The sequence below is a fragment of the Listeria monocytogenes genome (assembly GCF_900187225.1).
In the GTDB taxonomy this organism is placed as follows: Bacteria; Bacillota; Bacilli; order Lactobacillales; family Listeriaceae; genus Listeria; species Listeria monocytogenes.
The window spans coordinates 1,127,989-1,154,233 of sequence record NZ_LT906436.1; the positions used below are offsets into that span (position 1 = coordinate 1,127,989).

Below are 26,245 nucleotides of genomic sequence, written 5' to 3' on the forward strand. Positions count from 1 at the left end.
GTTCATTTTTTAGACACAATTCAGCGAGAACCAAATTGTTTTGTGAAGTCTTGAGAAGTCAATGATAGCAAGCTCGAGTGAGAAGAAGTTTGAAAATTAAAGCAAGAATAGAGGCTTACTCATTTCAGAAAAACAGGAAAAACCACTTTTTTATTCCATTGATTTAGGCACATTGTCGAGGTATTATGTTAGTTGACAATCAAGGAGGATACTATGAAAAAAACTATCAAGATTACAACCAGTTTACTTTTGAGCTTTGCTTGTGTATTTAGTTTTGGGGATTTTACTAAGCCGCATACAGTCGAAGCTGAAATAGTCTATTCGCTTACAAATCCAAAGCCAGTTAATGAAATTTTTACTGATCCAAAACTCGCGCAAGTTGTGGCGGATTGGTTGAAGCTTCCAGCTGCAACTAGCTCGGTTACGCAAACCCAATTAAATACAATTAAAGCTTTGCACTTTGATTCAAAAGGTGTTCAAAGTCTTGAAGGAGTAGAGTATTTAAAAAATCTCACGCAAGTATTTGGCTATGGTAACCAAGTGAGTGATTTAGGGCCATTAAGTAATTTAACGAAGCTAGAAGTCATCCAGATGCCAAGAAATCAAATAAGTGACTTAACGCCAATTGCGAATTTAACTGCATTAATGTCACTTGATTTTGAGTTTAATAACTTACAAACGATTGAACCGATAAAAAATTTAACGAACATGTTAGAACTGAATGTTAGCGCCAATCCTATTTCGGATATTAATGCCGTTAAAAATATGACACAGCTGGAATTTTTGACTTTAAGAGACTGTGAGGTAAGTGATTTATCGCCAGTTGAAAATCTGTCTAATATGCTGATGTTTTGGGCGGGGAGAAATAATATTAGTGATATTACGCCGCTCAAAAATATGTCTAAATTGCTTGGTTTAAGTTTATTTGGGAATCAAATCAAGGATGTGAGCGTAATCAAAAATCTTACTAGCCTTGAAGACTTCGATATAAAAGCGAATCAGGTGAGCGATATTAGTAGTTTAGCAACATCAACTACACTCGAGACATTAACTCTTAGTTTCAACCAAATAATTGATATTTCGCCACTGAAAAATTTGACCAATTTAACTAGATTAGAACTGGAGAATCAAACGCGTGCACTAGATGCGGTTGAGATAGACAATCCATTGATTTTACCCGCGCCAGTAATTGATGAAAATGGTAGTAGAGTACAGCCATCAAAAGTGAGTCATGCAGGTGTTTATGCGAATGGCGAGATTACATGGGAAGGGTTGCAAAGTAATTATATTTTAAATTACGAATACGCTTTGCCCGTAACAATTGGTTCGTTGACAACAACGTATTCTGGTAAAATTACGCAGCCTTTGTTAGAGAAGCCTGTTGATCCGGTCACTCCAGTAGATCCGGTAGATCCGGTAGATCCGGTAGATCCGGTAGATCCGGTAGATCCGGTAGATCCAGTAGACCCGGTAAACCCGGTAGATCCAGTAAATCCGGTAAACCCGGTAAACCCGGTAAACCCGGTAAACCCGGTAAACCCGGTAAACCCAGATCCAGTAAATCCTATGAAGCCAGTAGAGCCAATCATTCCAGTTACTCTTGAAAATCAATTTACCTTGATGAATCAGACTATTTCTGTTAATGAGGAAATAGCAACACAACCAGCTAAGGATATTGTGAAGTTACCGAAAACAGGAGAAAGCGGAATGACATCTAGTCTATTTGGAGGGTTAATACTGACTGTTACTAGCGCTATTTTACTAAGAAAACGAAAATAACAAAAAAGGAATTTGGCAAATGACCAAATTCCTTTTTTACTTAAATGATTCTTGTCCCTTGATGAAAAGTAAGTTTCCATGAACCGTTTTCGAAAATCCAGATATTACTTCGCATTGTATAGCTGTTTTCGCTTAGATTTTTGAGTTTATAATAAGAGAGGACTTTTGTTTCGTCTAAAATTTTTACGTCATATTCCATGATTGCTAAACTGCTATCACCAAGTGTTGTTAGTGATTTATAATAAGCATAATCTTTAACAACACCACTTTGCGTGATTTCAATGTAAGATTCGCTTAAAATATCGATTATTTCAGACATGGAGTGACGGTTTTCGAGTGATAAATGAATTTGGTCAAGTTTTTGGAAATTTTCTTTCGTTAATTCCATTGTAGGTCCTCCATTTTAAAGAGAATAAAAAAGGTTCACTTCTTTTTGTAAGTGAACCTTTTGGTTTTATTTTAAGCCATCGCGATTTTCGATGATTTCATTTACGATGCCGTAATCTTTTGCTTCATTAACAGAAAGCCAGAAATTACGGTCCGTATCTTTAGAAATTTGTTCGTATGATTGACCGGTTGCTTCGGCGATTAAGCGGTTAATTCTTTCGCGCATCCGGATAATTTCTTTTGCTTCGATTTCGATTTCGGTACTTTGACCTTGAACGCCGCCAGCTGGTTGGTGAATCATATAGCGCGTATTTGGAAGGCTAAAGCGATTTTCTTTTTCAGCGGCTAAGTAAATCGTAATACCAGCACTTGCAACCCAGCCTGTTCCAACGACTTTCACTGTTGGTTTAATGAATTTAATCATATCATGAATCGTATCGCCAGCTTCGACGTGTCCGCCTTGGCTATTAATAAAAATCGTAATTGGATCATTGCTAATAGATTCTAATAGTAAAAGTTGCTTAGAAACGTCCTCGGCTAACTCCTGATTGATTTCCCCGTAAATTAACACTGTGCGTGTATCAATCAATTTTTGGGTAAGGATGTTTGTGATATTTTCATTCTTTGTATTCTCTGCCATGAAAAAATTCCTCCTTAAAAAGCCTTAGTTTATTTGTAATATAGGTATCTTATCACAATGGTCGAAAATGGTCAAACATTTTGAATGTAAAAAAGAAAACGCTTTAGGTCGGCGTTTTCTCTGATACTAATAGCTAAAAGGGCAGGTATTAATCTATTTCTTGTATGACATACTGGCTTAAATCGGTTATTTTCCCTTCGCGTATTCCGGGGATTAATGTTTCAATTTCTTCCTCCACATAAAATAATTGTAACCATTTTTGCTCGTCCTTTTCAGAGTAAGAGAGGTTTACATTAGTTTGATTGGTTTGAGGGTTTTTGGAAGCAAATACGAGAGATACGTTGATTGTTTTTAGTTCTTCGTTTAGTTTAATGGTAACCTCTTGCATGGTTTCCTCCTTAAAGGTTTCATTTTGTAAACTATAGCATGGATTTACTTGAAAAAACAGTATTGAATAGGGGGCTATTCAATACTGTTCTATAATTAATTATTTTTCTATACGAATGCGAGTTGCCAAGTAATGCCATATTTATCCGTGACCCAAGCCACTTTTCGAAGCGCTTCTACTGCTTCTGGTCCCATCATAACCGTGCCTTCTTTAGCCAGTTTTTCAAAAAGGGTGTCGAATTCATCTTCCGTATCTGCAAAATAAAGGGTTGTTGTGGCCCAGCTAAAGTTCGGGGAGGCATTGTTAGTCATATCCATAATCATGAAAGATGCCCCTTTCATCTCAAAAGTAGCATTCAGCACTTTACCGATATCGCCACCTTGCTCTGGTTTTGTAAAGTAGGTTAGGCCGACTTTTTTCGCGTCAGGAAAAGTATCTAAATAAAAATTAAACGCTTCCTCGCCATTCCCATTAAAAGTGAAAAATGTGGAGATTCGTTTCGCTTGATTAAACATTTATTTTACCTCCTTTTGAATTATTTTAACTATACCCGAAAAATGTTTCAATTATGTGTTAAAATGAAGAAAAATGTGCGGAGGTTTGCTGATGAAATACCCGATAATGCTTGATATTACAGGGAAAAAGGTTGTCATAATTGGAGGCGGAAAAGTGGCGCTTCGGAAAATTACGGGTTTGCTGGACGCGGGTGCCGATATTTTGGTGGTTGGGCTAAAAATTTTGCCAGAGATTAAGGCGCTGGATGTGCGGGTAGTGGAGGAAGCTTATCGACCAGAACATCTTCATGCTGCATTTATGATATTTATTTGTACAGATAATTTAGAAGTAAATCAATGTGTTTTGCGTGACCGAGAAGCAGGACAACTAGTGAATGATACGACTGACCAAGCAAATTCTGATTTTTTTAATATGGCGACAGTAACGAAAAATGAACTAATGGTTGGGATTTCAACGGGTGGAGGTAATCCAGGCTACGCGAAGAAAGTGAAGCGTGAGGTTAGTCAATTGGTAGCAAATTTAGAAACGGAAGAAATCGGAAGGCGTAATAAAAAAGATAAAACCTGCTAATTTTAGTAGGTTTTTTATTCTATTATATTGCTCTCTTTTAGGTTGCAAAATTTTACTATAGATTTTGGAATGTAAACGCTCTATCATTGAAGTATACTGAAAAACTATTAAGAGGGTGTTGAGCCAAATGTCCATTTTAGAAAAGATTAAAGATGCTGGCGTTGTTGGTTGTGGTGGAGCGGGCTTTCCGACCCATGCCAAGTTTAGCGGCGAAGTGGAATACTTAATTATTAATGCGGCGGAATGTGAGCCGTTACTAAAAACCGATCATTTTGTTATGAGAAACCATGCAGTAGAAACAATTAAAGCAATTGAAATGGTTAAAAGCCAAGTCGGAGCAGAATTTGCTGTTATTGCGACAAAACGATATTACACAGAGGAAATTGCGGCTCTGCGGTCAGCAATTACAGAACTAGATGCAAGCGTCACTATTCATGAGATGGATAATGTCTATCCAACCGGTGACGAGCAAGTCATGGTGTTTGAAGTCACTGGGCGAGTAGTACCACCAAGCGGCATTCCACTAATGGTTGGTTGTATTGTATCGAATGTTTCAACGATGTGGAATGTTTTTCATGCAATTCAAGACGATGCACCAGTTGTTCGCAAACAGCTAACAGTTACAGGTGCAGTGGGAGAGCCAAAACTTTTAGATGTACCAGTTGGAACGCCATTTGAAGTTTGTTTAGCAGCGGCAGGCGGAACCAATTTAGACGAGTATTTGTTCTTAGACGGCGGACCAATGATGGGTAAATTAAATGACCAATCGACTATCGCTGACAAAGTAGTAACAAAAACTACGTCCGGTTTGATTGTGGCTGAGGATACTGGTTATTTGCACAAGCTTCATTATCAAACTGTGGAGCAAATTTTCAATGAAACAAAATCAGCTTGTATTCAGTGCTCGCTTTGCTCGGATTTATGCCCACGACAACAATTAGGTCATGATATTCATCCCCACAAAGTTATGCGCCATTTCGCGGTTGCAGAAGATATAACGGATATCAAGCCAGACCCAATTTGGGAAGAAGCGATGATTTGTTGTGAATGCGGTATTTGTGAGGTAATCGCTTGTCCAATGGGGCTTTCACCGCGTCAAGTAAACATTCACGTAAAAAAAGAACTTTTAAAACAAGGTGTACGTTATCAAACCGATAAAAAAGAATTCACGCCTGATCCGATGCGCGAATATAAATCAATTGCTCCAAAAAATATTTTAATCAAAATGGGCTTACAGCAATATGCTGATGTTCATTTAGAAAAAATGCATTATTTAGAAGTGGATGAGGTATTTATCCCAACAAAAATGCATATTGGAGCTCCATCTATTCCAGTTGTGAGCGAGGGAGATATCGTGAAAAAAGGTGATTTAATTGCGAAAATTCCTGATACTGCTCTTGGGGCAAATATCCATGCAAGTATTGATGGCCAAATTATTCGTATAACCGAAGAACAAGTTCATATTAAGAAGGTGATGTCATGAAAATGGATACGTTAGGATTTCTTGAATTAAATAGTATTTCGAAAGGCATCGAGGCGGTCGATACGATGCTAAAAGCGGCCAATTCGGAATTAATTTATGCAAAAGCGAGCTGTCCAGGGAAGTATTATATTTTAATCGCTGGAACAGTGGACTCGGTTGCACAATCCATCGAAGCAGGAACGAAGATTGGCGCGGCGAATATCGTTGGTAACCTAGTGATTCCACGTGTGTCTGATCAAGTAATCAAAGCGATTAACAAGACAGAAGTTCCAGACGAAATGAATGCTGTAGGTGTAATGGAATATTATTCGTGCTCTGGTTCAATTATAGCTGCAGACGCCGCAGTAAAAGCAGCCGATGTTCAGTTAATGGATATTCGTTTAGCGACTGGGATTGCAGGTAAATCATTTGTCGTTCTAACTGGTGATACAGCAGCATGTGAAGCGGCTGTGGAAGCTGGACTTGCTGCAGCCAAAGAAGAAGCACTTTTAATTAATAAAGTAGTTATTCCAAGACCACGAAAAGAAGTTTTTGAGAGTTTAATCTATTAAAAAGATAACAATATATTGTCAAAGAATTTTTGAGAAAGGTACGCACTGACTGTGGTTGCGTGCCTTTTGAACAATCTGACAAAATAGTGGCGCTTAAATATGATAGGATTATTTTGAGATAGTTTGTCTAGATGAGGAGTGAAGAAAATGAGTTTTGATGATAATAAAGAGCGTGTAATACAAGAATATGTACCAGGAAAACAGGTGACGTTGGCACATTTAATCGCCAATCCGAACCGTGATATTTATACAAAATTAGGATTAGAAGAAGGCGCAAGTGCAATAGGAATTTTAACGATTACGCCAAGTGAGGCTTCGATTATTGCGAGTGATATTGCAACTAAATCAGGTGACGTACGAATTGGCTTTATTGATCGTTTTAGTGGTTCGGTTGTACTAACAGGAGATGTTTCTTCTGTTGAATCAGCTTTACAACAAGTAGTTTTTTCATTACATGAAATTTTGGACTTCTCGATTCCAAAAATTACTAGGAGCTGAGTCGCTTGAAGAAAATGATGGTAATGGGTTCAGTTGGTTGTGGTAAAACAACACTGTGCCAGAAATTGCATGGGTATGATATTTTATATAAAAAAACACAAGCTGTGGAGTATTTTCAAGAAATGATTGATACTCCTGGTGAATTTGTACAACATAGACAACTCTACAGCGCGCTCACCGTGACTGCAGCTGATGCATCAGTAATCGCTATTTTACAGAGTGTAACGGAAAAGAAACAGACGTTTTCGCCAATGTTTGCCAGTATTTTTGCTAAACCGGTTATTGGGATTGTTACAAAAGTGGATTTGGCAGAATCGGATAAAGACATTGAACGAGCAGAGCGAGAATTACGCATGGCTGGCGCGAAGCATATTTTTTATATTTCTTCGGTAGAGGAAACTGGAATAGAAGAACTACGCGCATATTTGGAAGATTAATTTTAACTAAGTGGAGGTTTTTTTATGCCTCAAGTGAGGGATTTGTCTGTAATTGATGTGCCTGGTGGTTGTGTTTTGACAAGCTGTGATATTAGTGCTGGATTCGGCGAGAAAACGCATGATGGTTTAATGGTCGCTCCAGAGGTGACGGCTCGTTTGACTTTGAGAGTGGCTTTGATTGAAATGATTGCTTCTGGTGCGGAGGTTGTAGCTGTTAGTGATGTTGTCGGAGGAGAAATGGAACCCACCGGCAGACGTGTCATTGTTGGATTAAAGGACGAACTTACTAAAGCAAATTTAAGCCATATCGAATTAAATGGCAGTACAGAAGAAAATATGAAAGTAACTCAAACCAGCGTAGGGGTTCTTGTAACTGGTTTTGCGACTAAAGCTGCACTCAAGCTCATAAATGTGCATGAAGCTGCGGTCTTATTTGCATTTGGCGAACCGATTGTAGGAGCAGAAGTTTTGCAAAAATTGAGGGATATGCCAAATTATCGTTTAGTGAAAAAGTTGGTGGAACATAGCGATGTGCTTGAAGTAGTACCAGTAGGTTCAAAAGGAATGGCTTATGAGGCACATCTTTTAGCACGATTAAATGGTGGCATTTTTGTTCCGAGTGATACTTTTAGTGAAGCGGTCATGAATAAAACTGCGGGGCCAGCGTCTGTTATTTTAGCAGCGGTTAAAGAGGATAATGTAACCGCATTTGAGCGTGAATTTTTAGGGGCTAAACGTATCGGATTGTTACGCGGAAATGAGGAATGGACATGAGTGAAATGATGCTTGTAACTGGCGGGGCAAGGAGCGGTAAGAGTAGCTTTGCTGAGAGAGAAGCTGCCAAATATGATCGTGTTTTATATGTGGCAACTGGTATTGCATTCGAAAAAGATACGGAGTTCCAAGCCAGAATCAAAAAACATCAAGCTACTCGTCCAGCAAATTGGGATACATTCGAAGCTTTTCAAGGGATTGCTAGTTATTTAGACCAACATTCGACCCAATATGATGTGATGATGCTTGACTGTGTGACGATGCTAGTAACTAATTTGTTTTTTACTTTGCTTGGTGAGCGTGAATTGACGAATGAGATTGCGGATGAAGTCGAGGCGGGAATTCAGGCCGAGGTTAGCGCGATTTTGGATGCTGGGAAAGCGTCTCAAGCCAAACTCATTTTTGTGACAAATGAAATAGGGCTTGGTGTCGTGCCTGAAAATAAGCTTACACGTGTTTTTAGGGATATTATCGGTCGAGTCAATCAGCAAATCGCAACTCAAGTAGAAGAAGTTTATCTTGTCGTAAGCGGCATTCCGAAAAGGTGGAAGTAATATGAAAACTTTGATTTTACTAATTCAATTCTTTACACGAATTCCGCTACCCATCCAAATAAATATGGATGAAATCAACTTGAAAAAAGGGAGCGCCTTGCTGCCATTTGTCGGGGTGATTATTGGGGCTTGGAATTGGCTCATTTTTACTTTGGTGGCGCTTGTTATGCCTTTGCCGGTTGCGATTATTGCGGGACTTTTTGCAGAGGTTATCATTACTGGCGGGTTCCATGTGGATGCACTGGCGGATACGGCGGATGGGCTGTTTTCTTCACGAAAAAGAGAGCGGATGTTGGAAATTATGAAAGATAGTCGCGTAGGAGCGAACGGTGTGATTGCGATTTGCTTTTATTTTCTTTTTTATGGTGCCTTATTCTTATCCGTTCCAAATGTACAACAAATTGGCTGGCTATTTTTCGTCTTACCAATTGTTGCTAAAGGTGTGACAATGTTGCTTTTTGCAAAAATGACCTATGCGGGATCAAAAGAAGGACTAGGTTCGATTTTTCTAGGAGTTCCTTGGTGGCCGATTGTGATTGCGCAAGTGATTGTGTTAGCTGCGTTAGGGCTTTTTTTCTCCTATGTTGGTGTTATTGCTTATGTTGGTGTGATTTTGTTTACGATTATTTACCGGGCATTTGTTTATAAACGGATTGGTGGCATGAATGGGGACACGCTTGGTGCGGGTGGACAAATGGGGCAACTTATATGTTTATTTTGTTTAGTGCTACTTTGGGGGTTGGTTTAAGTGCAACTTATTTTTGCGCGACACGGGGAGACGGACTGGAATGTAGCGAAAAAATATTGTGGTCAGCTTGATGTTCCTTTAAATGAACATGGTGTTCAACAAATGGAACATCTCCGCGAAAAGCTGGAGGGTTACTCGTTTGATTTAGTTGTTACGAGTGATCTTATGCGCGTGAAGCAGTCAGCAAACATTTTGAGTAATGCAAAGACGGTTCGGTTTCCGGCTTTGAACGAAATGAATTTCGGTGACTTTGAAGGTTATACATATCAGGAAATTAGCACTAAGTTTCCAAAGGCTTGGAATGAATACTGTAATAATTGGCAAACTGCATTATTTCCAAATGGGGAAAGTTTTCCGATATTTTATGAACGAGTGGTTGAAGTGTTGGAAGTGGAAATGGAAAAATGGCAGCAAATCGATACGGTATTGCTCGTAGGTCATCTTGGTGTTTTGCGAGTCATTGCGCTTTTTTTACAAAAACAAACTATAGCACAATATTGGGATGTCGATTTTAAGCAAGGGTGTTATTCACTCTGGGACAACAAATCTCAACGTTTTATTATTTCCAATCAATAGTAGATTTTTGTTGTTTCAGATGAAAACGGTTTTTTTATAAATACTTTGTGGTAAGATGTAGGTAGTTAAATAGGTCTTATGTTGGTGGAATGTATGTACATTTCTGAAAGAGGAATTCGGTGCGATGCCGAAACTGCCCCCGCAACTGTAAGGTGGACAAGAATCGAGATAACCACTGTACGTTTTTAGCGTATGGGAAGGTTCGATTGTTGGATGAAGCCAAGTCAGGATACTCGCCAAATAAGACGGAAGCAACTCTTTTTCGGGGTCCTAAAAAGCGTATGCGGGTAGTATAGCTTGTTTGCTGTGCATAAACTCTCATTCGATAACGGATGAAAGTTTTTTTTTTTCAGGTAACAAAAAAGTCATATCCTTAAGGTACTAGAACATGACTTTTGAAAAATACTTACTTAAAGGTTTCTCGGTAGCCTTTTGGAGTGACATCAAACTCTTTTCGGAAGACTTTACAGAAATAGCTTGTTTGGGTGAAGCCTAAGTTGCGGGCGATATTATCAATGGACAAACGCGGGTTTTTCAACATTTCTTTGGCAAGTGACATCTTCTTCTGGTTCACATAATTAATGAAGTTCACATTCATTTCTTTTTTGAATAACTTACTAAAATAATAAGAGCTAAGGTACACGTGACTTGCCACTTCATCGAGAGTAATTGGGCGGTTAAGATTTTTCTCGATATACTTAAGCGCTTTCCGAATTTCTTTATTTTCTTCATGATGCGCTACTTTTGTATGATGAAAAACGATTTTTTGCTTTTGCTCTTCCCGGCTTTTTTCCATTTCGGATTTTAAGTAATACTGGGAAATAATCGTTAGCATTTCGGCAGAAGAGTTAATTTTTTTGGAGCTGAAAACAGGGACAGAGCGAAACGCGGAGATAAGATCCTTATCGTTTTTCCAATCGGTTTCTTCTGTTTGAATATTGCCAACTTCACTACTTTCTTCACAAATAACCTGGCCACTGAGTAAAAATCCACTAAGTTGGTTTTCGACAACGATAGGGACTGAAAAATCAGTTAATCCGGCGTGGCATCGATAAATCAAAGGTTTTCCAGTTTTGGATGCTTCCAGTCCACCAAACATATCACATTTTTGGCAAAGGGAGCGATATTTGGGATTGGAGCGAATAAGTTGGCAAAAAGGAGTAAAGTTACATAATCTAGAAACTTCGGTACCGTGTATATCTACAACAACTGAGGCTAAACTGGTTGCGGCTGAGAACTCATCCATCACTTTTTCAATGAGCATTTCGTTGCTTTTGGACTGTAGTAACATAGCTATTCCCCTTTCGGCGAGACTTGGCGTGTTTCTGTCGTTCTTAGTATAGCATATTTATAATGCGCTTACATTTTCTTGCCATGAAGATAACAATATATTGCTAAGAGTAATTTCATAAGAGAATGCCCAAACCATGCATTACTGGATGGCTTTTTGTCATTATTTTTTTTGAAGGCGCAAAATTGTGTTAAAACACGATTCGCGTCTTCTTTTTTCTATTTGGAAGCGGCAACTATTTATATTCCAGATTGCATATACTGAGAGAGTAAAATACTTATTTTGAGAAGGAGGTACACCCATGCAAGAAGCACTAGGCTTAGTTGAAACTAAAGGGCTAGTCGGCGCCATTGAAGCCGCTGACGCTATGGTTAAATCAGCTAACGTAACATTAACAGGGTACGAAAAAATCGGGTCTGGACTGGTTACTGTCATGGTTCGTGGCGATGTTGGTGCAGTGAAAGCAGCGACAGAAGCAGGAGCAGCGGCAGCAAGAAATGTAGGTACCGTGATGAGTACACATGTTATTCCTCGTCCGCATACTGATGTGGAAGAAATTTTACCAGTGAGGGTGAAGTCAGATGAGTGAGCAAAATAAACTGATTGACGAAATTCTAAAACAGGTAATGGAAACGGTCAATGATGCCCCGGAAAAACTAGTAGAGGATGGAGGATCACGTCAAATGAGTGAAAAAGCAGTTCAATTAACAGAGTTTGTAGGAACAGCAATTGGAGATACAATCGGCCTAGTGATTGCGAATGTAGACGGACAACTTTTAGAAGCAATGAAGCTTGAGAAGTCTTACCGTTCTATAGGTATTTTAGGAGCCCGTACTGGTGCAGGTCCACATATTATGGCTGCAGATGAAGCGGTAAAAGCAACGAATACAGAAGTAGTAAAAATCGAATTACCACGTGATACAAAAGGCGGTGCCGGTCATGGTTCTTTAATTATCTTTGGTGGTGACGATGTTTCAGATGTGAAACGCGCAGTAGAAGTGGCGCTAAATGAATTAGATAAAACTTTTGGAGATGTTTATGGCAATGAAGCTGGGCACATTGAACTTCAATATACTGCTCGCGCAAGTCACGCACTTGAAAAAGCATTCGGCGCGCCAGTAGGGAAAGCATTCGGACTTATGGTTGGTGCTCCAGCTGGAATTGGTGTTGTAATGGCTGATACAGCAGTGAAATCCGCTAACGTAGATGTTGTTGCATATTCTTCACCAGCAGATGGAACAAGTTTCTCCAATGAAGTAATTCTTTGTATCTCTGGAGATTCTGGCGCAGTTCGTCAAGCAGTTATTTCTGCACGTGAAATTGGTAAAAAATTACTTGGAGCTTTAGGGGATGAACCGAAAAATGATCGTCCATCCTACATTTAGAACGGAGGGTAACGACTGATGAAATCAAAACGCTTTGAAGAGTTAGCAAAACGCCCGGTCAATCAAGATGGTTTTGTAAAAGAATGGATTGAAGAAGGCTTAATCGCAATGGAAAGTCCAAATGATCCAAAACCAAGTATTAAAATAGAAAATGGCAAAGTAGTCGAAATGGACAGCAAAAAATTAGCTGATTTTGACTTAATTGACCATTTCATCGCTAAATATGGCGTTGATTTATCTCGTGCGGAAGAAGTAATGCAAATGGATTCTGTGAAGCTAGCGAATATGCTTTGCGACCCAAATGTACCACGTGAAAAAATCGTTTTACTTACAACTGCAATGACACCGGCAAAAATAGTAGAAGTAGTTTCGCAAATGAACGTTGTCGAAATGATGATGTCGATGCAAAAAATGCGCTCACGTAGAACGCCAACAACCCAAGCCCACGTAACAAACTTGCGTGATAATCCGGTTCAAATTGCAGCCGATGCAGCAGAAGCAGCGATTCGTGGCTTTGATGAACAAGAAACAACAGTTGCGGTAGTTCGTTATGCACCTTTTAACGCGCTTAGCTTATTAGTAGGTTCGCAAACTGGTCGCGGAGGCGTACTAACGCAATGCTCATTGGAAGAAGCAACAGAATTAGAACTCGGTATGCGCGGTTTAACTTGTTACGCTGAAACGATTTCTGTCTATGGTACAGAACCTGTATTTACAGACGGAGATGATACACCTTGGTCGAAAGGTATTTTGGCAAGTGCATACGCGTCTCGCGGTTTGAAAATGCGTTTCACATCTGGGACTGGTTCTGAGGTTCAAATGGGTTATGCAGAAGGAAAATCAATGCTTTATCTTGAATCTCGCTGTATTTTCATTACGAAAGCGGCTGGTGTTCAAGGGTTACAAAATGGCTCGATTAGTTGTATCGGAATTCCAGGTGCTGTACCAAGTGGTATTAGAGCAGTTCTTGCAGAGAATTTAATTGCCGTTATGTTAGATCTAGAAGTTGCTTCTGGAAATGACCAAACATTCTCACACTCGGATATTCGTCGTACAGCTCGTTTACTGATGCAATTTTTACCAGGAACAGATTATATTTCCTCTGGTTACAGCGCAACACCTAACTATGACAATATGTTCGCTGGTTCCAACTTTGATGCAGATGACTTTGATGATTACAATATTTTACAACGTGATTTAAAAGTAGACGGTGGGTTAACACCGGTTACCGAAGAAGAAGTCGTTGCAGTTAGAAATAAAGCGGCACGAGTAATTCAAGCTGTCTTTGATAAATTAGGTCTTCCAGAAGTAACCGATGCGGAAGTAGAAGCAGCAACGTATGCACGTGGAAGTAAAGATATGCCAGAACGTAACATGGTAGAAGATATTAAAGCAGCAGCCGAAATGATGGACCGCGGTGTGACTGGTCTGGATGTTGTTAAAGCGTTATCTGCTGGTGGATTCGACGATGTTGCTGAAAGTGTACTAAATATGTTGAAACAACGTGTATCTGGAGACTTCCTTCATACATCAGCTATCATTGATAAAGACTGGAATGTTATTAGTTCCGTCAATGACTTAAATGATTATGCAGGTCCTGGAACTGGTTATCGCTTAGAGGGCGAACGCTGGGAGAAATTAAAAGATATTGCTGTTGCAGTCGATGCAAACGAATTAGACTAAGCTACTTCCCATTTTTTATAAAGGAGGATTACGAGACATGGTTGAAATTAACGAAAAAGTGCTTCGCGGAATTATTTCGGAAGTGCTAGATGAATTACAGCTAAAAGAAGATAAAGTTTCTTTCCAAAAAGAACAACCAAGTGTTGCCGTTTCAGATGAAAGCTTTTTAACAGAAGTTGGGGACGCGGAGCCGGGTAGACAAAAAGATGAAGTTGTTATTGCGGTCGCGCCAGCTTTTGGTAAATATCAAACAAAAAATATTGTCGGTGTTCCACATAAACAAATTTTACGAGAACTGATTGCAGGAATTGAAGAAGAAGGATTAAAAGCGCGCGTTGTCCGTGTATTCCGTTCTTCTGACGTAGCTTTTGTTGCAGTAGAAGGCGACAAGTTAAGTGGTTCTGGTATTTGTATCGGCATTCAGTCACGCGGTACAGCATTAATCCATCAGAAAGATTTACAACCACTTTCTAACTTAGAGCTATTCCCGCAAGCACCACTAATTACGCTAGAAACATACCGAGCAATTGGTAAAAATGCGGCGAAATATGCTAAAGGTGAATCACCAAATCCAGTGCCAATGGTAAACGATCAAATGGCACGTCCGAAATTCCAAGCCAAAGCAGCTTTACTTCATATCAAAGAAACAAAACATGTTGTTCAAGGGAAAAACGCAGTCGAATTACAAGTAAACTAATAGTGAGGTGAAAATGATGAATCAAGAAGCACTAGAAAATATGGTTAGAAATATTTTGCAAGAAGTAAATAGTGGCGGAGTATCAACAACAACTTCTCAAAAAGTGAGCGGGGATACACTAACTGTTCGCGATTATCCACTTGGTACGAAACGTCCAGAACTTGTAAAAACATCGACATCAAAATCATTAGACGATATTACGTTGAAAAGTGTTCTAGATGGCACAATCAAACCGGAAGATGTTCGTGTAACAGCAGAAACACTTAAAATGCAAGCACAAGTAGCAAGAGATGCCGGACGTGCAACACTCGCGAATAATTTTGAACGTGCAGCAGAGCTAACGATTGTTCCAGATGAACGCATTTTAGAAATTTATAATGCGATGCGTCCTTATCGTTCCTCGAGAGAAGAGTTGCTGGCGATTGCAGATGAATTAGAGAGCGTTTATCATGCTACAATTTGTTCTAATTATGTTCGTGAAGCAGCACAGCTTTATCAAGAGCGTAAGAAATTAAAAGGTGATAATTAAAATTCCCCTTTGCTCGCGATTATGTAGGAAATGCGGTGAAATGAATGAAGTATATTGCAGGGATTGATATCGGAAATTCTACAACGGAAGTGGCACTTGCTATGGCAAACTCTTCGAAGGAAGCAGCGTTTGTTGCTAGTGCTATTACGGACACAACCGGTATCAAAGGAACGAAACAAAATCTTCACGGGATTTTTAAAGCATTGCGACTTGCTTTAGAGAAAGTAAATGCGACGACCGAGGACTTAGCCGAAATCCGTATCAATGAAGCGACACCAGTGATTGGCGATGTGGCAATGGAAACTATTACAGAAACAATCATTACTGAGTCTACGATGATTGGTCACAATCCTAAAACACCAGGGGGACTTGGTATGGGTTCAGGTGTGACGGTGCTATTGGATGACGTTACATCTAAATCAAAAGATGCTGAGTATATTGTGATTATCCCAAAAACAGTCGACTTTGAAGATGCAGCAAAGCAAATTAATACTTACGTCGAAAATGGATATCAAATAACTGCTGCGATTCTTCAAGCAGACGACGGGGTTCTCGTGCATAATCGATTAAACCATAAAATCCCGATTGTTGATGAAGTTGGTTTTATTGATAAAGTGCCGGTCGATATGCTAGCAGCTGTTGAAGTTGCTGCCCCCGGAAAAGTCATTGAAACCATTTCTAATCCATATGGTATTGCAACCGTATTTCATTTAAGTTCAGATGAAACGAAAAATATCATTCCTGTGGCACGCGCTTTAATCGGTAATCGTTCGGCGGTGGTGATTAAAACGCCAGAGGGAGATGTGAAAGCTCGAACAATACCAGCTGGACATATCGAACTTCAGTCAGGATCTAGAACGCAGCGTGTCAATGTCGCAGAAGGCTCTGAAAAAATCATGCAAGCCATAATGTCGCTTCCAAAACTCGACAATGCTAGCGGAGAACCAGGAACCAATATCGGTGGCATGCTAGAAAAAGTGCGCCAAACGATGGCTGGACTAACAGATAAACTGCCAGCAGATATATTTATTCAAGATTTGCTAGCTGTGGATACATTTGTTCCAGTAGACGTTCAAGGTGGGCTTGCAGGTGAGTTTTCCATGGAACAAGCTGTTGGGATTGCCTCCATGGTAAAAAGTGATCACTTGCAAATGGCAGCTATCGCCTCAGAAATCGAACAAGAACTGCAAGTAAGCGTCAAAATTGGCGGCGCAGAAGCAGAGGCTGCCATTCTCGGGGCACTCACTACCCCCGGAACCAATACGCCGCTTGCCATTTTAGATTTAGGCGCTGGTTCCACAGATGCCTCTATTATTAATGGCAAAGGGGAAATTATCGCAACTCATTTAGCCGGTGCGGGAGATATGGTAACGATGATTATCCAGTCAGAAATTGGCCTTGAAGACCGTTATCTAGCAGAAGATATTAAAAAATATCCGCTTGCTAAAGTAGAAAGTATTTTCCACATTCGGCATGAAGATGGCACGGTGCAATTTTTCGATACGCCGCTCTCTCCAACTGTTTTTGCCAAAGTTGTCATTGTAAAACCAGATGGCTTTGTACCAATTCCAGGGGATGTGTCGATTGAAAAAATTAAATTAATTCGCCGTTCAGCTAAAGAGCGTGTCTTTGTAACGAATACCATCCGCGCATTAAAATATGTCAGCCCAACTGGGAATATTCGAGATATTCCATTTGTTGTAATTGTTGGAGGATCAGCCCTTGATTTTGAGATTCCACAATTAATTACCGATGCACTTTCTCATTATTCACTCGTTGCTGGCCGTGGGAATATTCGTGGTAAAGAAGGCCCTAGAAATGCAGTTGCTACAGGCTTAATTCTAGCTGGAGGTGCTAAGACATGATTCCAGTTGTTAGTAAGCCAGCCATTTATTTTCATGCAGATGTAGATGCGAATCCAGACAGTATTAAACAAGTTTTATTTGGAATAGAAGAAGAAGGCATTCCATGTGAATTAGAAATTATGCCTTTGAAAGACGAAGTGCAAGCAGCATTTCGAGCATCTGCGAGTTCTCCGCTTCTAGTAGGGGTTACGCTGAAAAATGATCATTTAGTGATTCATTATCGTAATTTACCCCCAGATAAACCACTATTTTCAGCGCATCGTTTTTGCGCAACCACACTAGAAAACCAGCGAAATATGGGAATGAATGCAGCGCGACTTGTCAAGGGTGTACCTTTTAAATAAGGAGGTGAAGGAATGCATCAAGCAATTGGAATTATTGAAATTAAAGGACTTGCTTCAGCGATAGCCGTAGCGGATACAATGGCAAAAGTAGCAAATATCCAACTTGTAGACACGGAAAAAGCAAAAGGTTTTGGCTGGATTACCGTGAAAGTAGAAGGTGATGTTGCTGCTGTGAACGCGGCACTGGAAGCAGGTGAACAAACCGCAATAGCCTCAGACAGTTTTATTGCGAAAAAAGTCATTCCTCGACCAGGGGAAGAGATTTTTACAGTATTTTGGCCGAAAGAAGAAATAGAGCCAGAAAAGCCGGAAGTGATGGTTGAAACAGAAAAAGTTGAGGAAACCGAAGCGCCGACAGAAGCGACTTGTAATCTATGTCATGATCCTCTATGCCCACGGGTAAAAGGCGATCCTAGACAAGATTGTATCCATTTTGAAGAAGAGAAGTAAACATAATTTGAGGAGGAAATAATAATGAATAATGCACTTGGAATGATTGAAACTAAAGGTCTTGTTGGCGCAATCGAAGCAGCTGACGCAATGGTTAAAGCGGCAAATGTATCACTTGTAGGGTATGAAAAAATCGGTTCTGGACTTGTAACTGTCATGGTTCGCGGTGATGTAGGCGCAGTAAAAGCAGCAACAGATGCAGGCGCAGCAGCAGCTGGTAACGTTGGCGAAGTACAATCTATCCACGTTATCCCACGTCCACACAATGATGTAGAAACATTGCTACCAAAAGGTTTATAAGTCGTGGAAAGAGAAGAATTAAAAGAAATAATCAAGCAAATAGTAGCAGATAAACTTAGTGGTGCGGAAACAGAGATTCCTATTGGAGTCTCTAACCGCCACATACATCTAACAGAAACAGACTATAACCAACTTTTTCCAAATGAACCTATTCAAGTAAAAAAATGGCTCAAACAACCTGGCGAATTTGCTGCTGAGCAAACCCTTACTGTTGTTTCAGAAAAGGGAGAACTACATCGTGTCCGCATTTTAGGACCACTTCGGAAATTTTCGCAAGTAGAGCTTTCTAAAACGGATGCAAGAATGCTTGGTATGAAGATTCCGATTCGTGTTTCTGGAGATATTGAAGGTACACCAGGAATTAAACTTGTTTCGAAACATAGCGAAATCTGCTTACCAAAAGGAGCGATTGTCGCGAAACGCCACATCCATTTACCAGAAAGTGTGGCGAATGAATTCGGTGTGAAACAAGGCGATGAAGTTTCTGTCCTTGTTGGTTCAGAAATGCGAAGTCTCGTTTTAAATCACTGTACGATTCGGGTAAATAATCAATTTATTCCAGAAATGCATATTGATACAGATGAAGCGAACGCGGCAGATATTGCTGGCACGAATTTTGCAAAAATAATCAAGTCGTGATCTGGTAAGGAGGTGGGAAAATGGATATTTTACAAACAGCCAATGAACGAATGGAACAGCTTGCAGCGCTAATGAATAAAGATATCGAACAAAAAATTCCAGCTGGGGAAAAAGTGAAAGTTGGCGTCGATTTAGGTACTTCCTCGATTGTGTTTGTTGTGTTAGATGAGAATAATGTACCACTTTTTGGTGCGTTTGAATTTGCAGATGCAGTTCGCGATGGACTTGTTGTCAATTACCGCGAGTCTGTCGAGGTTGTGACACGACTGAAAGCGAGAGCAGAAAAATGCCTCGGAATAAGTTTGACACATGCTTCTGGAGCCATCCCACCAGGTACTATCGGAAATAATAAAAAAGTAGTGGCGAATGTAATCGAAAGCGCGGGAATGGAAGCACTTTATACGATTGACGAACCAACTGCGGCAGCCGCGGTACTTAATTTGCAAACTGGTGCAGTCGTTGATGTCGGTGGTGGTACAACTGGAATCAGTGTTTTTGAAAATGGCGAAGTAATTTATACCGCAGATGAACCAACAGGAGGAACGCATATGACACTTGTTCTCGCTGGATATTACGGTGTCCCAGTAGAAGAAGCTGAACAGAATAAACGCGCGCAAAAAGATTCTAGTGAGCATTTTTCTGTGATGCGTCCAGTAGTGGAAAAAATGGCAGAAATTACCCGTGTTCATCTCGAGAAATCTCCCTCAGAGCCACTTTATATCGTTGGTGGTGCTTCCGCGTATAGCCAGTTCAAAGATACGTTTGAAAGCTATTTGAAGATGCCTGTTTTTCAACCGAATTATCCGCAGTATGTCACACCACTTGGTATTGCTATGAGTTCAGGGAGCGAGAATTTATGATAGAAAAATTAGTGGAAATCATTGTCCAGCGCATGAAACTTCGTGCGACAAGTAAAACTTCTATCGCTATCAGCAAACTTCCACGCGATCCAGTTGCGATTTTTATGGAAAGCGGAACGGTTCGGTTAACACAAGTAAACAAACATTTTATTGAGCAAATACTCGGTGGAAATCGAGCAGAATCATTAACTGCTTGGTTCGAAAAAGCTACAGATTATGGAGTAACCATTGAGCTTGAACTATATGATAATGGTGAACCTTGGCTTGATTATACAATGCTTAGTCAGCTAGAGTTCCCAGTTTTTACAAGTAAAGGTGAGAGACTCTTTCATTCATGTGGTCAAGTGATTTGTTACGGTGATAGCGCGGTAATCCCAAGCGGAAGTACACTTTGCAAATATAAAAAGCAGCTTATTACACCGCTTGCAAATGAATATTTAACGAAAAATAATATTGCAGTGCGGGAAAGGCAGTGACGTTATGTTTATGGCAAAAATAACAGGAAGTGTAGTTTCTACAAAAAAAGAAGACTCACTTACTGGTAAAAAATTGATGATTGTACAACCGGTTGATGCAAATGGAGAGCATGTGCGCTCAGAAGAAGTAGCGTGTGACTCTGTTGGGGCAGGAATTGGGGAGTATGTGCTTGTTGCTCGTGGCAATGCAGCTAGAAGTGTTTTTGCGGAACCAAATAGTGCGATTGATTCGGCAATTATCGCAATTGTCGATAGTTTTGATAAGTAAGGAGTGAATAACTCGTGAGTATCTATACAAAAACCGGCGATAAAGGGACAACGGCACTATTTGATGGGAATCGTGTGAAAAAATACGATGACCGCGTCGAAACCTATGGGTCGTTTGATGAGCTGAATGCAGAAATTAGTGTAGCAGAAAAATTCGTGACTTCAGCTGAGAATAAGTCTTTGCTTAGAAACGTGGAGCGGCAGTTGTTTTACGTTTGCGCAGAACTTGCAACAGAGCACGAAGCATCCCTCGCTAGCAAAATTATTATTACAGAAAACGACATCAATCAACTTGAAAAAGTCATTGATGATTACACTGCAAAGTTGCCAAAAGTCGATAGTTTTGTTCTTCCTGGATCAAGCACAGCCGGAGCATTTCTTCATAGCGCAAGGACTGTTGCTAGGCGCGGTGAGCGATTATTAGTTCGTTTGTCAGAACAAACAGCTATCCGAAAAGAGTTATTAAAATTCGTAAATCGCTTATCGGATTTCTTGTACATCCTTGCTAGAGAAGAGGATTTTAGACAAATGCTCGATAAAGCGACCAAGCTCATTGTTGCCAAATACTTAGAGCAAACTGGCCAAGAAAAGTCAGTTACAAGCGATTTATCTTTTTCCTTTTGTGAAAAATTAATGCACCAAGTTTGTATTGTATCGGAAGAAATTGGCGTTCCAGTAACACTTGCTATTGTCGATGCGCACGGCAATGCCAGATTTAATTATCGAATGGAGCACGCTCTTTTAGTAAGTGCAGAACTGGCAACGAAAAAAGCATATTCAGCTGTAGCAATGAAAACTAGTACAGAAAAATTAACAGAAGCAGTTCAGCCAGGAGCCCCACTTTATCAATTAGAAACACTGACAAATGGTGATATTGTAACCTTTGGCGGTGGTGTTCCAATCTACGGAAAAGATGGAGCAATTATTGGTGGAATTGGGATTAGCGGCGGATCAGTGGAAGAGGATATCCACATTGCAAAAAAAGCATTATCAATGATAGAGAAGGGGTAATTCTGTATGGAATCATTAGAACTCGAAAAACTGGTAAAAAAAGTTCTCTTAGAAAAATTAGCAGAACAAAAAGATGCACCAGTAAAAACAATGACCAAAGGCGCGAAAAGTGGGGTTTTTGATACAGTTGACGAGGCCGTTCAAGCAGCAGTTATAGCACAAAATAGCTATAAAGAAAAATCATTAGAAGAACGCCGCAACGTTGTGAAAGCAATTCGCGAAGCACTTTATCCAGAAATTGAATCCATTGCGGCGCGAGCAGTTGCTGAAACAGGTATGGGAAATGTGGCAGATAAAATTTTGAAAAACACGTTAGCGATTGAAAAAACGCCCGGCGTTGAAGATTTGTACACAGAAGTCGCAACTGGTGACAATGGAATGACACTTTACGAACTTTCTCCATATGGCGTAATTGGGGCAGTAGCACCGAGCACGAACCCGACGGAGACATTAATCTGCAATACAATCGGCATGCTAGCAGCTGGGAATGCAGTATTTTATAGCCCGCATCCAGGTGCGAAAAATATTTCTCTTTGGTTGATTGAAAAGTTGAATACGATTGTCCGCGAAAGTTGTGGTGTTGATAATTTAGTTGTTACAGTTGAAAAACCATCCATTCAAGCCGCGCAAGAAATGATGAATCATCCGAAAGTACCGCTTCTTGTTATTACAGGTGGCCCTGGTGTAGTTCTTCAAGCCATGCAATCCGGTAAAAAAGTTATTGGTGCAGGTGCTGGGAATCCGCCATCCATTGTAGATGAGACAGCGAACATCGAAAAAGCAGCTGCTGATATCGTAGACGGCGCATCTTTTGACCATAATATTCTATGTATTGCGGAGAAAAGTGTTGTTGCAGTTGATAGCATCGCAGATTTCTTAATGTTCCAAATGGAAAAAAATGGTGCGTTACATGTGACCAATCCAAGCGATATTCAAAAACTAGAAAAAGTAGCTGTCACTGATAAAGGTGTAACAAACAAAAAATTAGTCGGAAAAAGCGCTTCAGAAATCTTAAAAGAAGCAGGAATAGCCTGTGATTTTTCACCACGTTTAATTATTGTGGAAACAGAAAAAACGCATCCTTTTGCAACAGTAGAATTATTAATGCCAATCGTTCCTGTTGTTAGAGTTCCTAATTTTGAGGAAGCACTTGAAGTTGCTATTGAGTTAGAACAAGGCTTGCATCACACAGCAACGATGCATTCGCAAAATATTTCTAGATTAAATAAAGCTGCACGAGACATGCAAACATCCATCTTTGTCAAAAATGGTCCTTCATTTGCGGGATTAGGCTTTAGAGGAGAAGGTAGCACTACTTTCACAATTGCAACGCCTACCGGAGAAGGAACCACTACAGCACGTCATTTTGCTAGACGTCGCCGTTGTGTTTTAACAGATGGTTTTTCGATTCGTTAAGAGGAGGCAAACTGAATGAATAGCTTTCAAATTAAAACAAAAGTAGCTTTTGGTACGAATAGTTTACAAGTTTTAAAAGAAATTAAAAATAAAAATGTCTGGATTATCTGCGACCGTTTTTTGGCTGATGGAGAGGGGCTTCAAGGATTAATCGGACAATTAGATGCATCCAATAATGTGCATATTTTCACCGATGTAGTGCCTGATCCGCCTATTTCCAAAGTAGCTGGAGGGGTTAGTGAGGCAGGCAAAATCCAACCGCAAGTCATGATTGCTTTTGGTGGTGGTTCAGCGATTGATACGGCTAAAGGAATCTACTATTTCGCCAAACGTTTGGAAAAAATCAATATCAGTACTTTTATTGCAATTCCAACCACTAGCGGTACAGGCTCGGAAGTAACAGCCGCAACCGTTATTACAGATCCAACAACGAAAATTAAATATCCGCTTTTCTTAGATGAACTAATTCCGGATATGGCTATTTTGGATGCGCAGCTAGTTGTTACGGTACCTCCAGCCATTACGGCGAACACTGGGATGGATGTCCTAACACACGCTATCGAAGCTTATGTCTCTAAAGATGCGAGCGATTATACCGATGCTCTTGGTGAAAAAAGTGTGCAATTAACGTTACGTTTCTTAACGAGTTGTTATGATGATGGTCGTAATTTAGCGAATCGGGAAAAAATGCATAATGCGTCTACTATGGCTGGAATGGCATTTAACTGCGCCAATTTAGGTTTGAATCACAGTATTGCGCATCAACTTGGTGCACAGTTCCACGTACCCCACGGGCTAGCCAATGCGATTCTACTGGATGCAGTGATTCGTTTTAACGCCTTTAAAAATCGCGAAACGGAACAAAAATATGCGGAGATGGCGCGCATTTGCGGCATTGCTTCCAGATCAGACTCGAACGAAACGGCAGTCCGCTTACTTCGCGAAAGAATCGTAGCGATGATGGAACATATGCAAATGCCACGGACGTTAACAGATGCTGGAGTAGCAAAAGAAAAAGTCTATGCAAAAATGGACGAAATTGCAACGAATGCACTGAAAGACGCTTGCTTACCGACTAGTCCAACGACACCGACACATCAAGAGCTAAAAGAAATTTTAGAACAAATTATTTAGAATTTACGTTATAAAGGAGGATAAACTATGTCAGCATATTTGGCGGAATTTATTGGGACGATGGTTTTAATTATGTTTGGGAACGGCCTTTTAGCAGGATTGACATTAAATAAATCATTATCTCAAGGGGCAAACTGGGTAGTTGTTACATTTGGTTGGGGTTTTGCGGTAATGATTGGGATTTATGTAGCAGGAGCATATAGCGGGGCGCATTTAAACCCAGCTGTAACTATTGCACTGGCAGTTGGAGGATCGTTTCCTTGGGCAGATGTGGTGCCATATATTATAGCCCAAATCGCCGGAGCATTTGTTGGAGCATCCATCGTTATTTTACATTACTATCCGCATTTTAAAGCGACTCCCCCAGAAATTGATACACATGGTATTTTTTCCACAGGACCAGCGATTAGAAATACACCTTTCAACTTAATCAGTGAAATTATCGCAACATTTGCTTTCATTTTTGGCTTACTTATGATTGGAGCGAACAGTTTCACAGATGGCTTAAATCCATTAATTCTTGGCTTTCTAGTAGTTGCCATCGGAATGAGTTTTGGACCAACGACAGGTTATGCAATTAACCCAGCTCGTGATTTAGGACCAAGGCTTGCTTACTTTTTACTACCGGTACCAAATAAAAGTGGATCAGACTGGCGTTACGCTTGGATTCCAATTGTCGGACCAATCATTGGTGGTCTCTTAGCCATTGGACTATTTAACATTTTATTATAAAAAAGCATGGAGTAAACAAGAATGGCTTTGTTTACTCCTTTAAAAATGAGAAAGGACTGAGCTATATGCACAAAATTATGGCGATAAACGCAGGGAGTTCTTCACTGAAATTCCAAATTTTTACGATGCCAGGAGAAGAAGTTTTAGTTAAGGGCTTAATTGAAAGAATCGGTCTACCAGACGCCATTTTCAACATGTCCTTTCAAAATAAAAAAATCAAAGAAATACGAGCAATCAATGACCACGGGAAAGCAGTCGAGATTTTACTGGAGCAGCTGAAGGCGCATCAAGTAATCAATGATCTGAGCGAAATTACAGGGGTCGGACATCGTGTTGCGCATGGTGGAGAAGATTTTGTTACCTCGTGTGTTGTAACGGATGAAGTGGTGAAGGGAATTGAAGCTGTGACAAACCTTGCACCACTGCATAATCCAGCGAATATCATCGGTATCAAAACGTTCCGTGAATTGCTGCCAAATGCGGTTTCGGTTGCAGTATTTGATACAGCATTTCATCAAACGATTCCACAAGAAAACTTTTTATATGCGCTTCCTTATGAGCTTTACGAAAAACATCATATTCGAAAATACGGTTTTCATGGAACGAGTCATAAATATGTGGCTGGAAAAGCAGCAGAAGTTCTTGAGAAACCTTTAGAAAAATTAAAAATTATTTCTTGTCATTTGGGTAACGGAGCGAGTGTTTGTGCGATTGAAGCTGGAAAATCAGTGAACACTTCGATGGGCTTTACACCAAATGCTGGCTTGATGATGGGAACACGTTCTGGTACAATTGACGCGACAATCATCCCGTATTTAGTTGATGAATTAGGCTATAGCTTGGATGAAGTGATGCATATGATGTCTAATGAATCAGGTGTTCTTGGCGTCTCGGGAATTTCAAGCGATTTTAGAGATATCGAAATAGCTGCTAAAGAAGGAAATTCGCGCGCGTTATTAACGCTACGTATGTTTACTGGCCAAATATGCAACTACATTGGTGCTTATGCCTCCGCAATGAACGGTTGCGATGCATTATTATTTACAGCGGGTGTGGGTGAAAATTCCCCGTTAATCCGCCAAATGGTGACAGAACAGCTAAGTTATCTTGGTGTAACCTGCCATGTGACAAAAAATAATGCGGGTGATATGATAATTAGCAATGATAATGAAGCAGTCAAAGTATGTATTATTCCAACCAATGAAGAACTAATGATTGCTCGCGATGTAGAAAAGTATGCAAAACAAACGATAGGTTAAGGAGCG

Annotated in this window: 33 protein-coding genes and 1 riboswitch; of the genes, 28 read left to right on the plus strand and 5 right to left on the minus strand. The window is 40.1% G+C overall.

All coding sequences use genetic code 11. The features are described 5' to 3' along the window. Positions 1 to 213: 213 nt before the first annotated feature. Complete coding sequence (locus CKV70_RS05745) at positions 214 to 1,779, plus strand: lmo1136 family class 1 internalin (protein ID WP_014930877.1); 1,566 nt, start codon at positions 214 to 216, stop codon at positions 1,777 to 1,779. A gap of 40 nt (positions 1,780 to 1,819) precedes the next feature. Here the strand turns inward: CKV70_RS05745 and CKV70_RS05750 are convergent, their stop codons facing one another. The 4 genes from CKV70_RS05750 to CKV70_RS05765 all read right to left on the minus strand — a co-directional run bounded on the left by CKV70_RS05750 (position 1,820) and on the right by CKV70_RS05765 (position 3,709). Continuing rightward, positions 1,820 to 2,167, minus strand: coding sequence for a nuclear transport factor 2 family protein (locus CKV70_RS05750; RefSeq protein WP_014600746.1), 348 nt, complete (start codon positions 2,165 to 2,167; stop codon positions 1,820 to 1,822). 66 nt (positions 2,168 to 2,233) lie between these two features. Next, on the minus strand, positions 2,234 to 2,806 hold the full coding sequence (locus CKV70_RS05755; protein WP_003721539.1) for an ATP-dependent Clp protease proteolytic subunit: 573 nt from the start codon (positions 2,804 to 2,806) through the stop codon (positions 2,234 to 2,236). A gap of 148 nt (positions 2,807 to 2,954) precedes the next feature. Further along, positions 2,955 to 3,194 carry a hypothetical protein gene (locus CKV70_RS05760; protein WP_009933017.1) on the minus strand — a complete coding sequence of 80 codons (240 nt, stop codon included), beginning with the start codon at positions 3,192 to 3,194 and terminating at the stop codon, positions 2,955 to 2,957. A gap of 107 nt (positions 3,195 to 3,301) precedes the next feature. Beyond that, positions 3,302 to 3,709, minus strand: a complete 408-nt coding sequence (locus tag CKV70_RS05765) for a VOC family protein (protein WP_009912224.1) — start codon at positions 3,707 to 3,709, stop codon at positions 3,302 to 3,304. Between the two features lie 91 nt (positions 3,710 to 3,800). On the opposite strand from CKV70_RS05765, the gene CKV70_RS05770 reads away from it, so the two are divergent. From CKV70_RS05770 to cobC, 9 genes are all read left to right on the plus strand, one after another. After that, positions 3,801 to 4,280, plus strand: coding sequence for a precorrin-2 dehydrogenase/sirohydrochlorin ferrochelatase family protein (locus tag CKV70_RS05770; RefSeq protein WP_009912223.1), 480 nt, complete (start codon positions 3,801 to 3,803; stop codon positions 4,278 to 4,280). A 118-nt stretch (positions 4,281 to 4,398) separates the two neighbouring features. After that, positions 4,399 to 5,763, plus strand: a complete 1,365-nt coding sequence (locus CKV70_RS05775) for a 4Fe-4S dicluster domain-containing protein (protein ID WP_010989691.1) — start codon at positions 4,399 to 4,401, stop codon at positions 5,761 to 5,763. Further along, positions 5,760 to 6,314, plus strand: a complete 555-nt coding sequence (locus tag CKV70_RS05780) for a BMC domain-containing protein (RefSeq protein WP_003719346.1) — start codon at positions 5,760 to 5,762, stop codon at positions 6,312 to 6,314. The genes CKV70_RS05775 and CKV70_RS05780 overlap by 4 nt, the downstream gene beginning before the upstream one ends. A gap of 147 nt (positions 6,315 to 6,461) precedes the next feature. Further along, positions 6,462 to 6,812, plus strand: coding sequence for an ethanolamine utilization microcompartment protein EutS (eutS, locus tag CKV70_RS05785; protein ID WP_003721543.1), 351 nt, complete (start codon positions 6,462 to 6,464; stop codon positions 6,810 to 6,812). A gap of 5 nt (positions 6,813 to 6,817) precedes the next feature. After that, positions 6,818 to 7,249: a EutP/PduV family microcompartment system protein gene (locus tag CKV70_RS05790; protein ID WP_003721544.1), complete on the plus strand. Its 432-nt coding sequence runs from the start codon at positions 6,818 to 6,820 to the stop codon at positions 7,247 to 7,249. A 24-nt stretch (positions 7,250 to 7,273) separates the two neighbouring features. Beyond that, a complete protein-coding gene (locus tag CKV70_RS05795; protein ID WP_014600747.1) occupies positions 7,274 to 8,023 on the plus strand; it encodes an alpha-ribazole kinase in 750 nt (249 codons plus the stop codon). Continuing rightward, positions 8,020 to 8,577: a bifunctional adenosylcobinamide kinase/adenosylcobinamide-phosphate guanylyltransferase gene (cobU, locus tag CKV70_RS05800; RefSeq protein WP_014600748.1), complete on the plus strand. Its 558-nt coding sequence runs from the start codon at positions 8,020 to 8,022 to the stop codon at positions 8,575 to 8,577. The genes CKV70_RS05795 and cobU overlap by 4 nt, the downstream gene beginning before the upstream one ends. A 1-nt stretch (position 8,578) precedes the next feature. Next, positions 8,579 to 9,325, plus strand: coding sequence for an adenosylcobinamide-GDP ribazoletransferase (cobS, locus tag CKV70_RS05805; RefSeq protein WP_014600749.1), 747 nt, complete (start codon positions 8,579 to 8,581; stop codon positions 9,323 to 9,325). Beyond that, positions 9,326 to 9,901, plus strand: coding sequence for an alpha-ribazole phosphatase (gene cobC / locus CKV70_RS05810; protein WP_014600750.1), 576 nt, complete (start codon positions 9,326 to 9,328; stop codon positions 9,899 to 9,901). It begins immediately after the preceding gene. A 65-nt stretch (positions 9,902 to 9,966) separates the two neighbouring features. Further along, a riboswitch (cobalamin riboswitch) is annotated at positions 9,967 to 10,157 on the plus strand. Positions 10,158 to 10,307: 150 nt separating this feature from the next. Here cobC and CKV70_RS05815 read toward each other — a convergent pair. Then, a complete protein-coding gene (locus CKV70_RS05815) occupies positions 10,308 to 11,192 on the minus strand; it encodes a PocR ligand-binding domain-containing protein (protein ID WP_003721549.1) in 885 nt (294 codons plus the stop codon). Between the two features lie 301 nt (positions 11,193 to 11,493). Between CKV70_RS05815 and pduA (CKV70_RS05820) the strand changes: the two genes are divergently transcribed. The 18 genes from pduA (CKV70_RS05820) (at position 11,494) to CKV70_RS05905 (ending at position 26,239) form a co-directional block, all read left to right on the plus strand. Then, a complete protein-coding gene (gene pduA, locus CKV70_RS05820) occupies positions 11,494 to 11,781 on the plus strand; it encodes a propanediol utilization microcompartment protein PduA (RefSeq protein ID WP_003719356.1) in 288 nt (95 codons plus the stop codon). After that, positions 11,774 to 12,577, plus strand: a complete 804-nt coding sequence (pduB, locus tag CKV70_RS05825) for a propanediol utilization microcompartment protein PduB (protein WP_003732739.1) — start codon at positions 11,774 to 11,776, stop codon at positions 12,575 to 12,577. Before pduA (CKV70_RS05820) ends, pduB begins: the two co-directional genes overlap by 8 nt. 18 nt (positions 12,578 to 12,595) lie before the next feature. Beyond that, complete coding sequence (locus tag CKV70_RS05830; RefSeq protein ID WP_008947521.1) at positions 12,596 to 14,260, plus strand: propanediol/glycerol family dehydratase large subunit; 1,665 nt, start codon at positions 12,596 to 12,598, stop codon at positions 14,258 to 14,260. Between the two features lie 37 nt (positions 14,261 to 14,297). Then, a complete protein-coding gene (locus tag CKV70_RS05835; RefSeq protein ID WP_010989693.1) occupies positions 14,298 to 14,957 on the plus strand; it encodes a propanediol/glycerol family dehydratase medium subunit in 660 nt (219 codons plus the stop codon). Between the two features lie 16 nt (positions 14,958 to 14,973). Further along, positions 14,974 to 15,486, plus strand: a complete 513-nt coding sequence (locus CKV70_RS05840; RefSeq protein ID WP_003732740.1) for a diol dehydratase small subunit — start codon at positions 14,974 to 14,976, stop codon at positions 15,484 to 15,486. 44 nt (positions 15,487 to 15,530) lie between these two features. Continuing rightward, complete coding sequence (locus tag CKV70_RS05845; RefSeq protein ID WP_014600751.1) at positions 15,531 to 17,351, plus strand: diol dehydratase reactivase subunit alpha; 1,821 nt, start codon at positions 15,531 to 15,533, stop codon at positions 17,349 to 17,351. Then, a complete protein-coding gene (locus CKV70_RS05850; protein WP_003732742.1) occupies positions 17,348 to 17,695 on the plus strand; it encodes a glycerol dehydratase reactivase beta/small subunit family protein in 348 nt (115 codons plus the stop codon). The genes CKV70_RS05845 and CKV70_RS05850 overlap by 4 nt, the downstream gene beginning before the upstream one ends. A 12-nt stretch (positions 17,696 to 17,707) precedes the next feature. Beyond that, positions 17,708 to 18,145, plus strand: coding sequence for a BMC domain-containing protein (locus tag CKV70_RS05855; RefSeq protein WP_003721557.1), 438 nt, complete (start codon positions 17,708 to 17,710; stop codon positions 18,143 to 18,145). Positions 18,146 to 18,169: 24 nt separating this feature from the next. After that, the gene (pduA, locus tag CKV70_RS05860; RefSeq protein WP_014600752.1) at positions 18,170 to 18,445 is read left to right on the plus strand and encodes a propanediol utilization microcompartment protein PduA; all 276 of its coding nucleotides are present in this window, start codon (positions 18,170 to 18,172) and stop codon (positions 18,443 to 18,445) included. Between the two features lie 3 nt (positions 18,446 to 18,448). Next, positions 18,449 to 19,084, plus strand: coding sequence for a phosphate propanoyltransferase (locus tag CKV70_RS05865; protein WP_014600753.1), 636 nt, complete (start codon positions 18,449 to 18,451; stop codon positions 19,082 to 19,084). A 20-nt stretch (positions 19,085 to 19,104) separates the two neighbouring features. Beyond that, the gene (gene eutJ / locus CKV70_RS05870) at positions 19,105 to 19,944 is read left to right on the plus strand and encodes an ethanolamine utilization protein EutJ (protein ID WP_003721559.1); all 840 of its coding nucleotides are present in this window, start codon (positions 19,105 to 19,107) and stop codon (positions 19,942 to 19,944) included. Then, entirely contained in the window at positions 19,941 to 20,420 is a 480-nt protein-coding gene (gene pduM, locus CKV70_RS05875) for a PduM family microcompartment protein (RefSeq protein ID WP_014600754.1), read from the plus strand. The genes eutJ and pduM overlap by 4 nt, the downstream gene beginning before the upstream one ends. Before the next feature lie 4 nt (positions 20,421 to 20,424). Then, positions 20,425 to 20,688 carry a EutN/CcmL family microcompartment protein gene (locus tag CKV70_RS05880; RefSeq protein ID WP_003736331.1) on the plus strand — a complete coding sequence of 88 codons (264 nt, stop codon included), beginning with the start codon at positions 20,425 to 20,427 and terminating at the stop codon, positions 20,686 to 20,688. 14 nt (positions 20,689 to 20,702) lie between these two features. Continuing rightward, positions 20,703 to 21,698 (plus strand): cob(I)yrinic acid a,c-diamide adenosyltransferase, encoded by a 996-nt coding sequence (locus CKV70_RS05885; RefSeq protein ID WP_014600755.1) that lies wholly within the window; start codon positions 20,703 to 20,705, stop codon positions 21,696 to 21,698. A gap of 6 nt (positions 21,699 to 21,704) precedes the next feature. After that, positions 21,705 to 23,114 carry an aldehyde dehydrogenase family protein gene (locus CKV70_RS05890; protein WP_012951491.1) on the plus strand — a complete coding sequence of 470 codons (1,410 nt, stop codon included), beginning with the start codon at positions 21,705 to 21,707 and terminating at the stop codon, positions 23,112 to 23,114. 15 nt (positions 23,115 to 23,129) lie between these two features. Next, positions 23,130 to 24,248: a 1-propanol dehydrogenase PduQ gene (locus tag CKV70_RS05895; RefSeq protein WP_003732744.1), complete on the plus strand. Its 1,119-nt coding sequence runs from the start codon at positions 23,130 to 23,132 to the stop codon at positions 24,246 to 24,248. Positions 24,249 to 24,275: 27 nt separating this feature from the next. Next, positions 24,276 to 24,980, plus strand: a complete 705-nt coding sequence (locus CKV70_RS05900; protein ID WP_003721565.1) for an MIP/aquaporin family protein — start codon at positions 24,276 to 24,278, stop codon at positions 24,978 to 24,980. A 65-nt stretch (positions 24,981 to 25,045) separates the two neighbouring features. Beyond that, positions 25,046 to 26,239, plus strand: coding sequence for an acetate/propionate family kinase (locus CKV70_RS05905; protein ID WP_014600756.1), 1,194 nt, complete (start codon positions 25,046 to 25,048; stop codon positions 26,237 to 26,239). Positions 26,240 to 26,245: the final 6 nt, after the last annotated feature.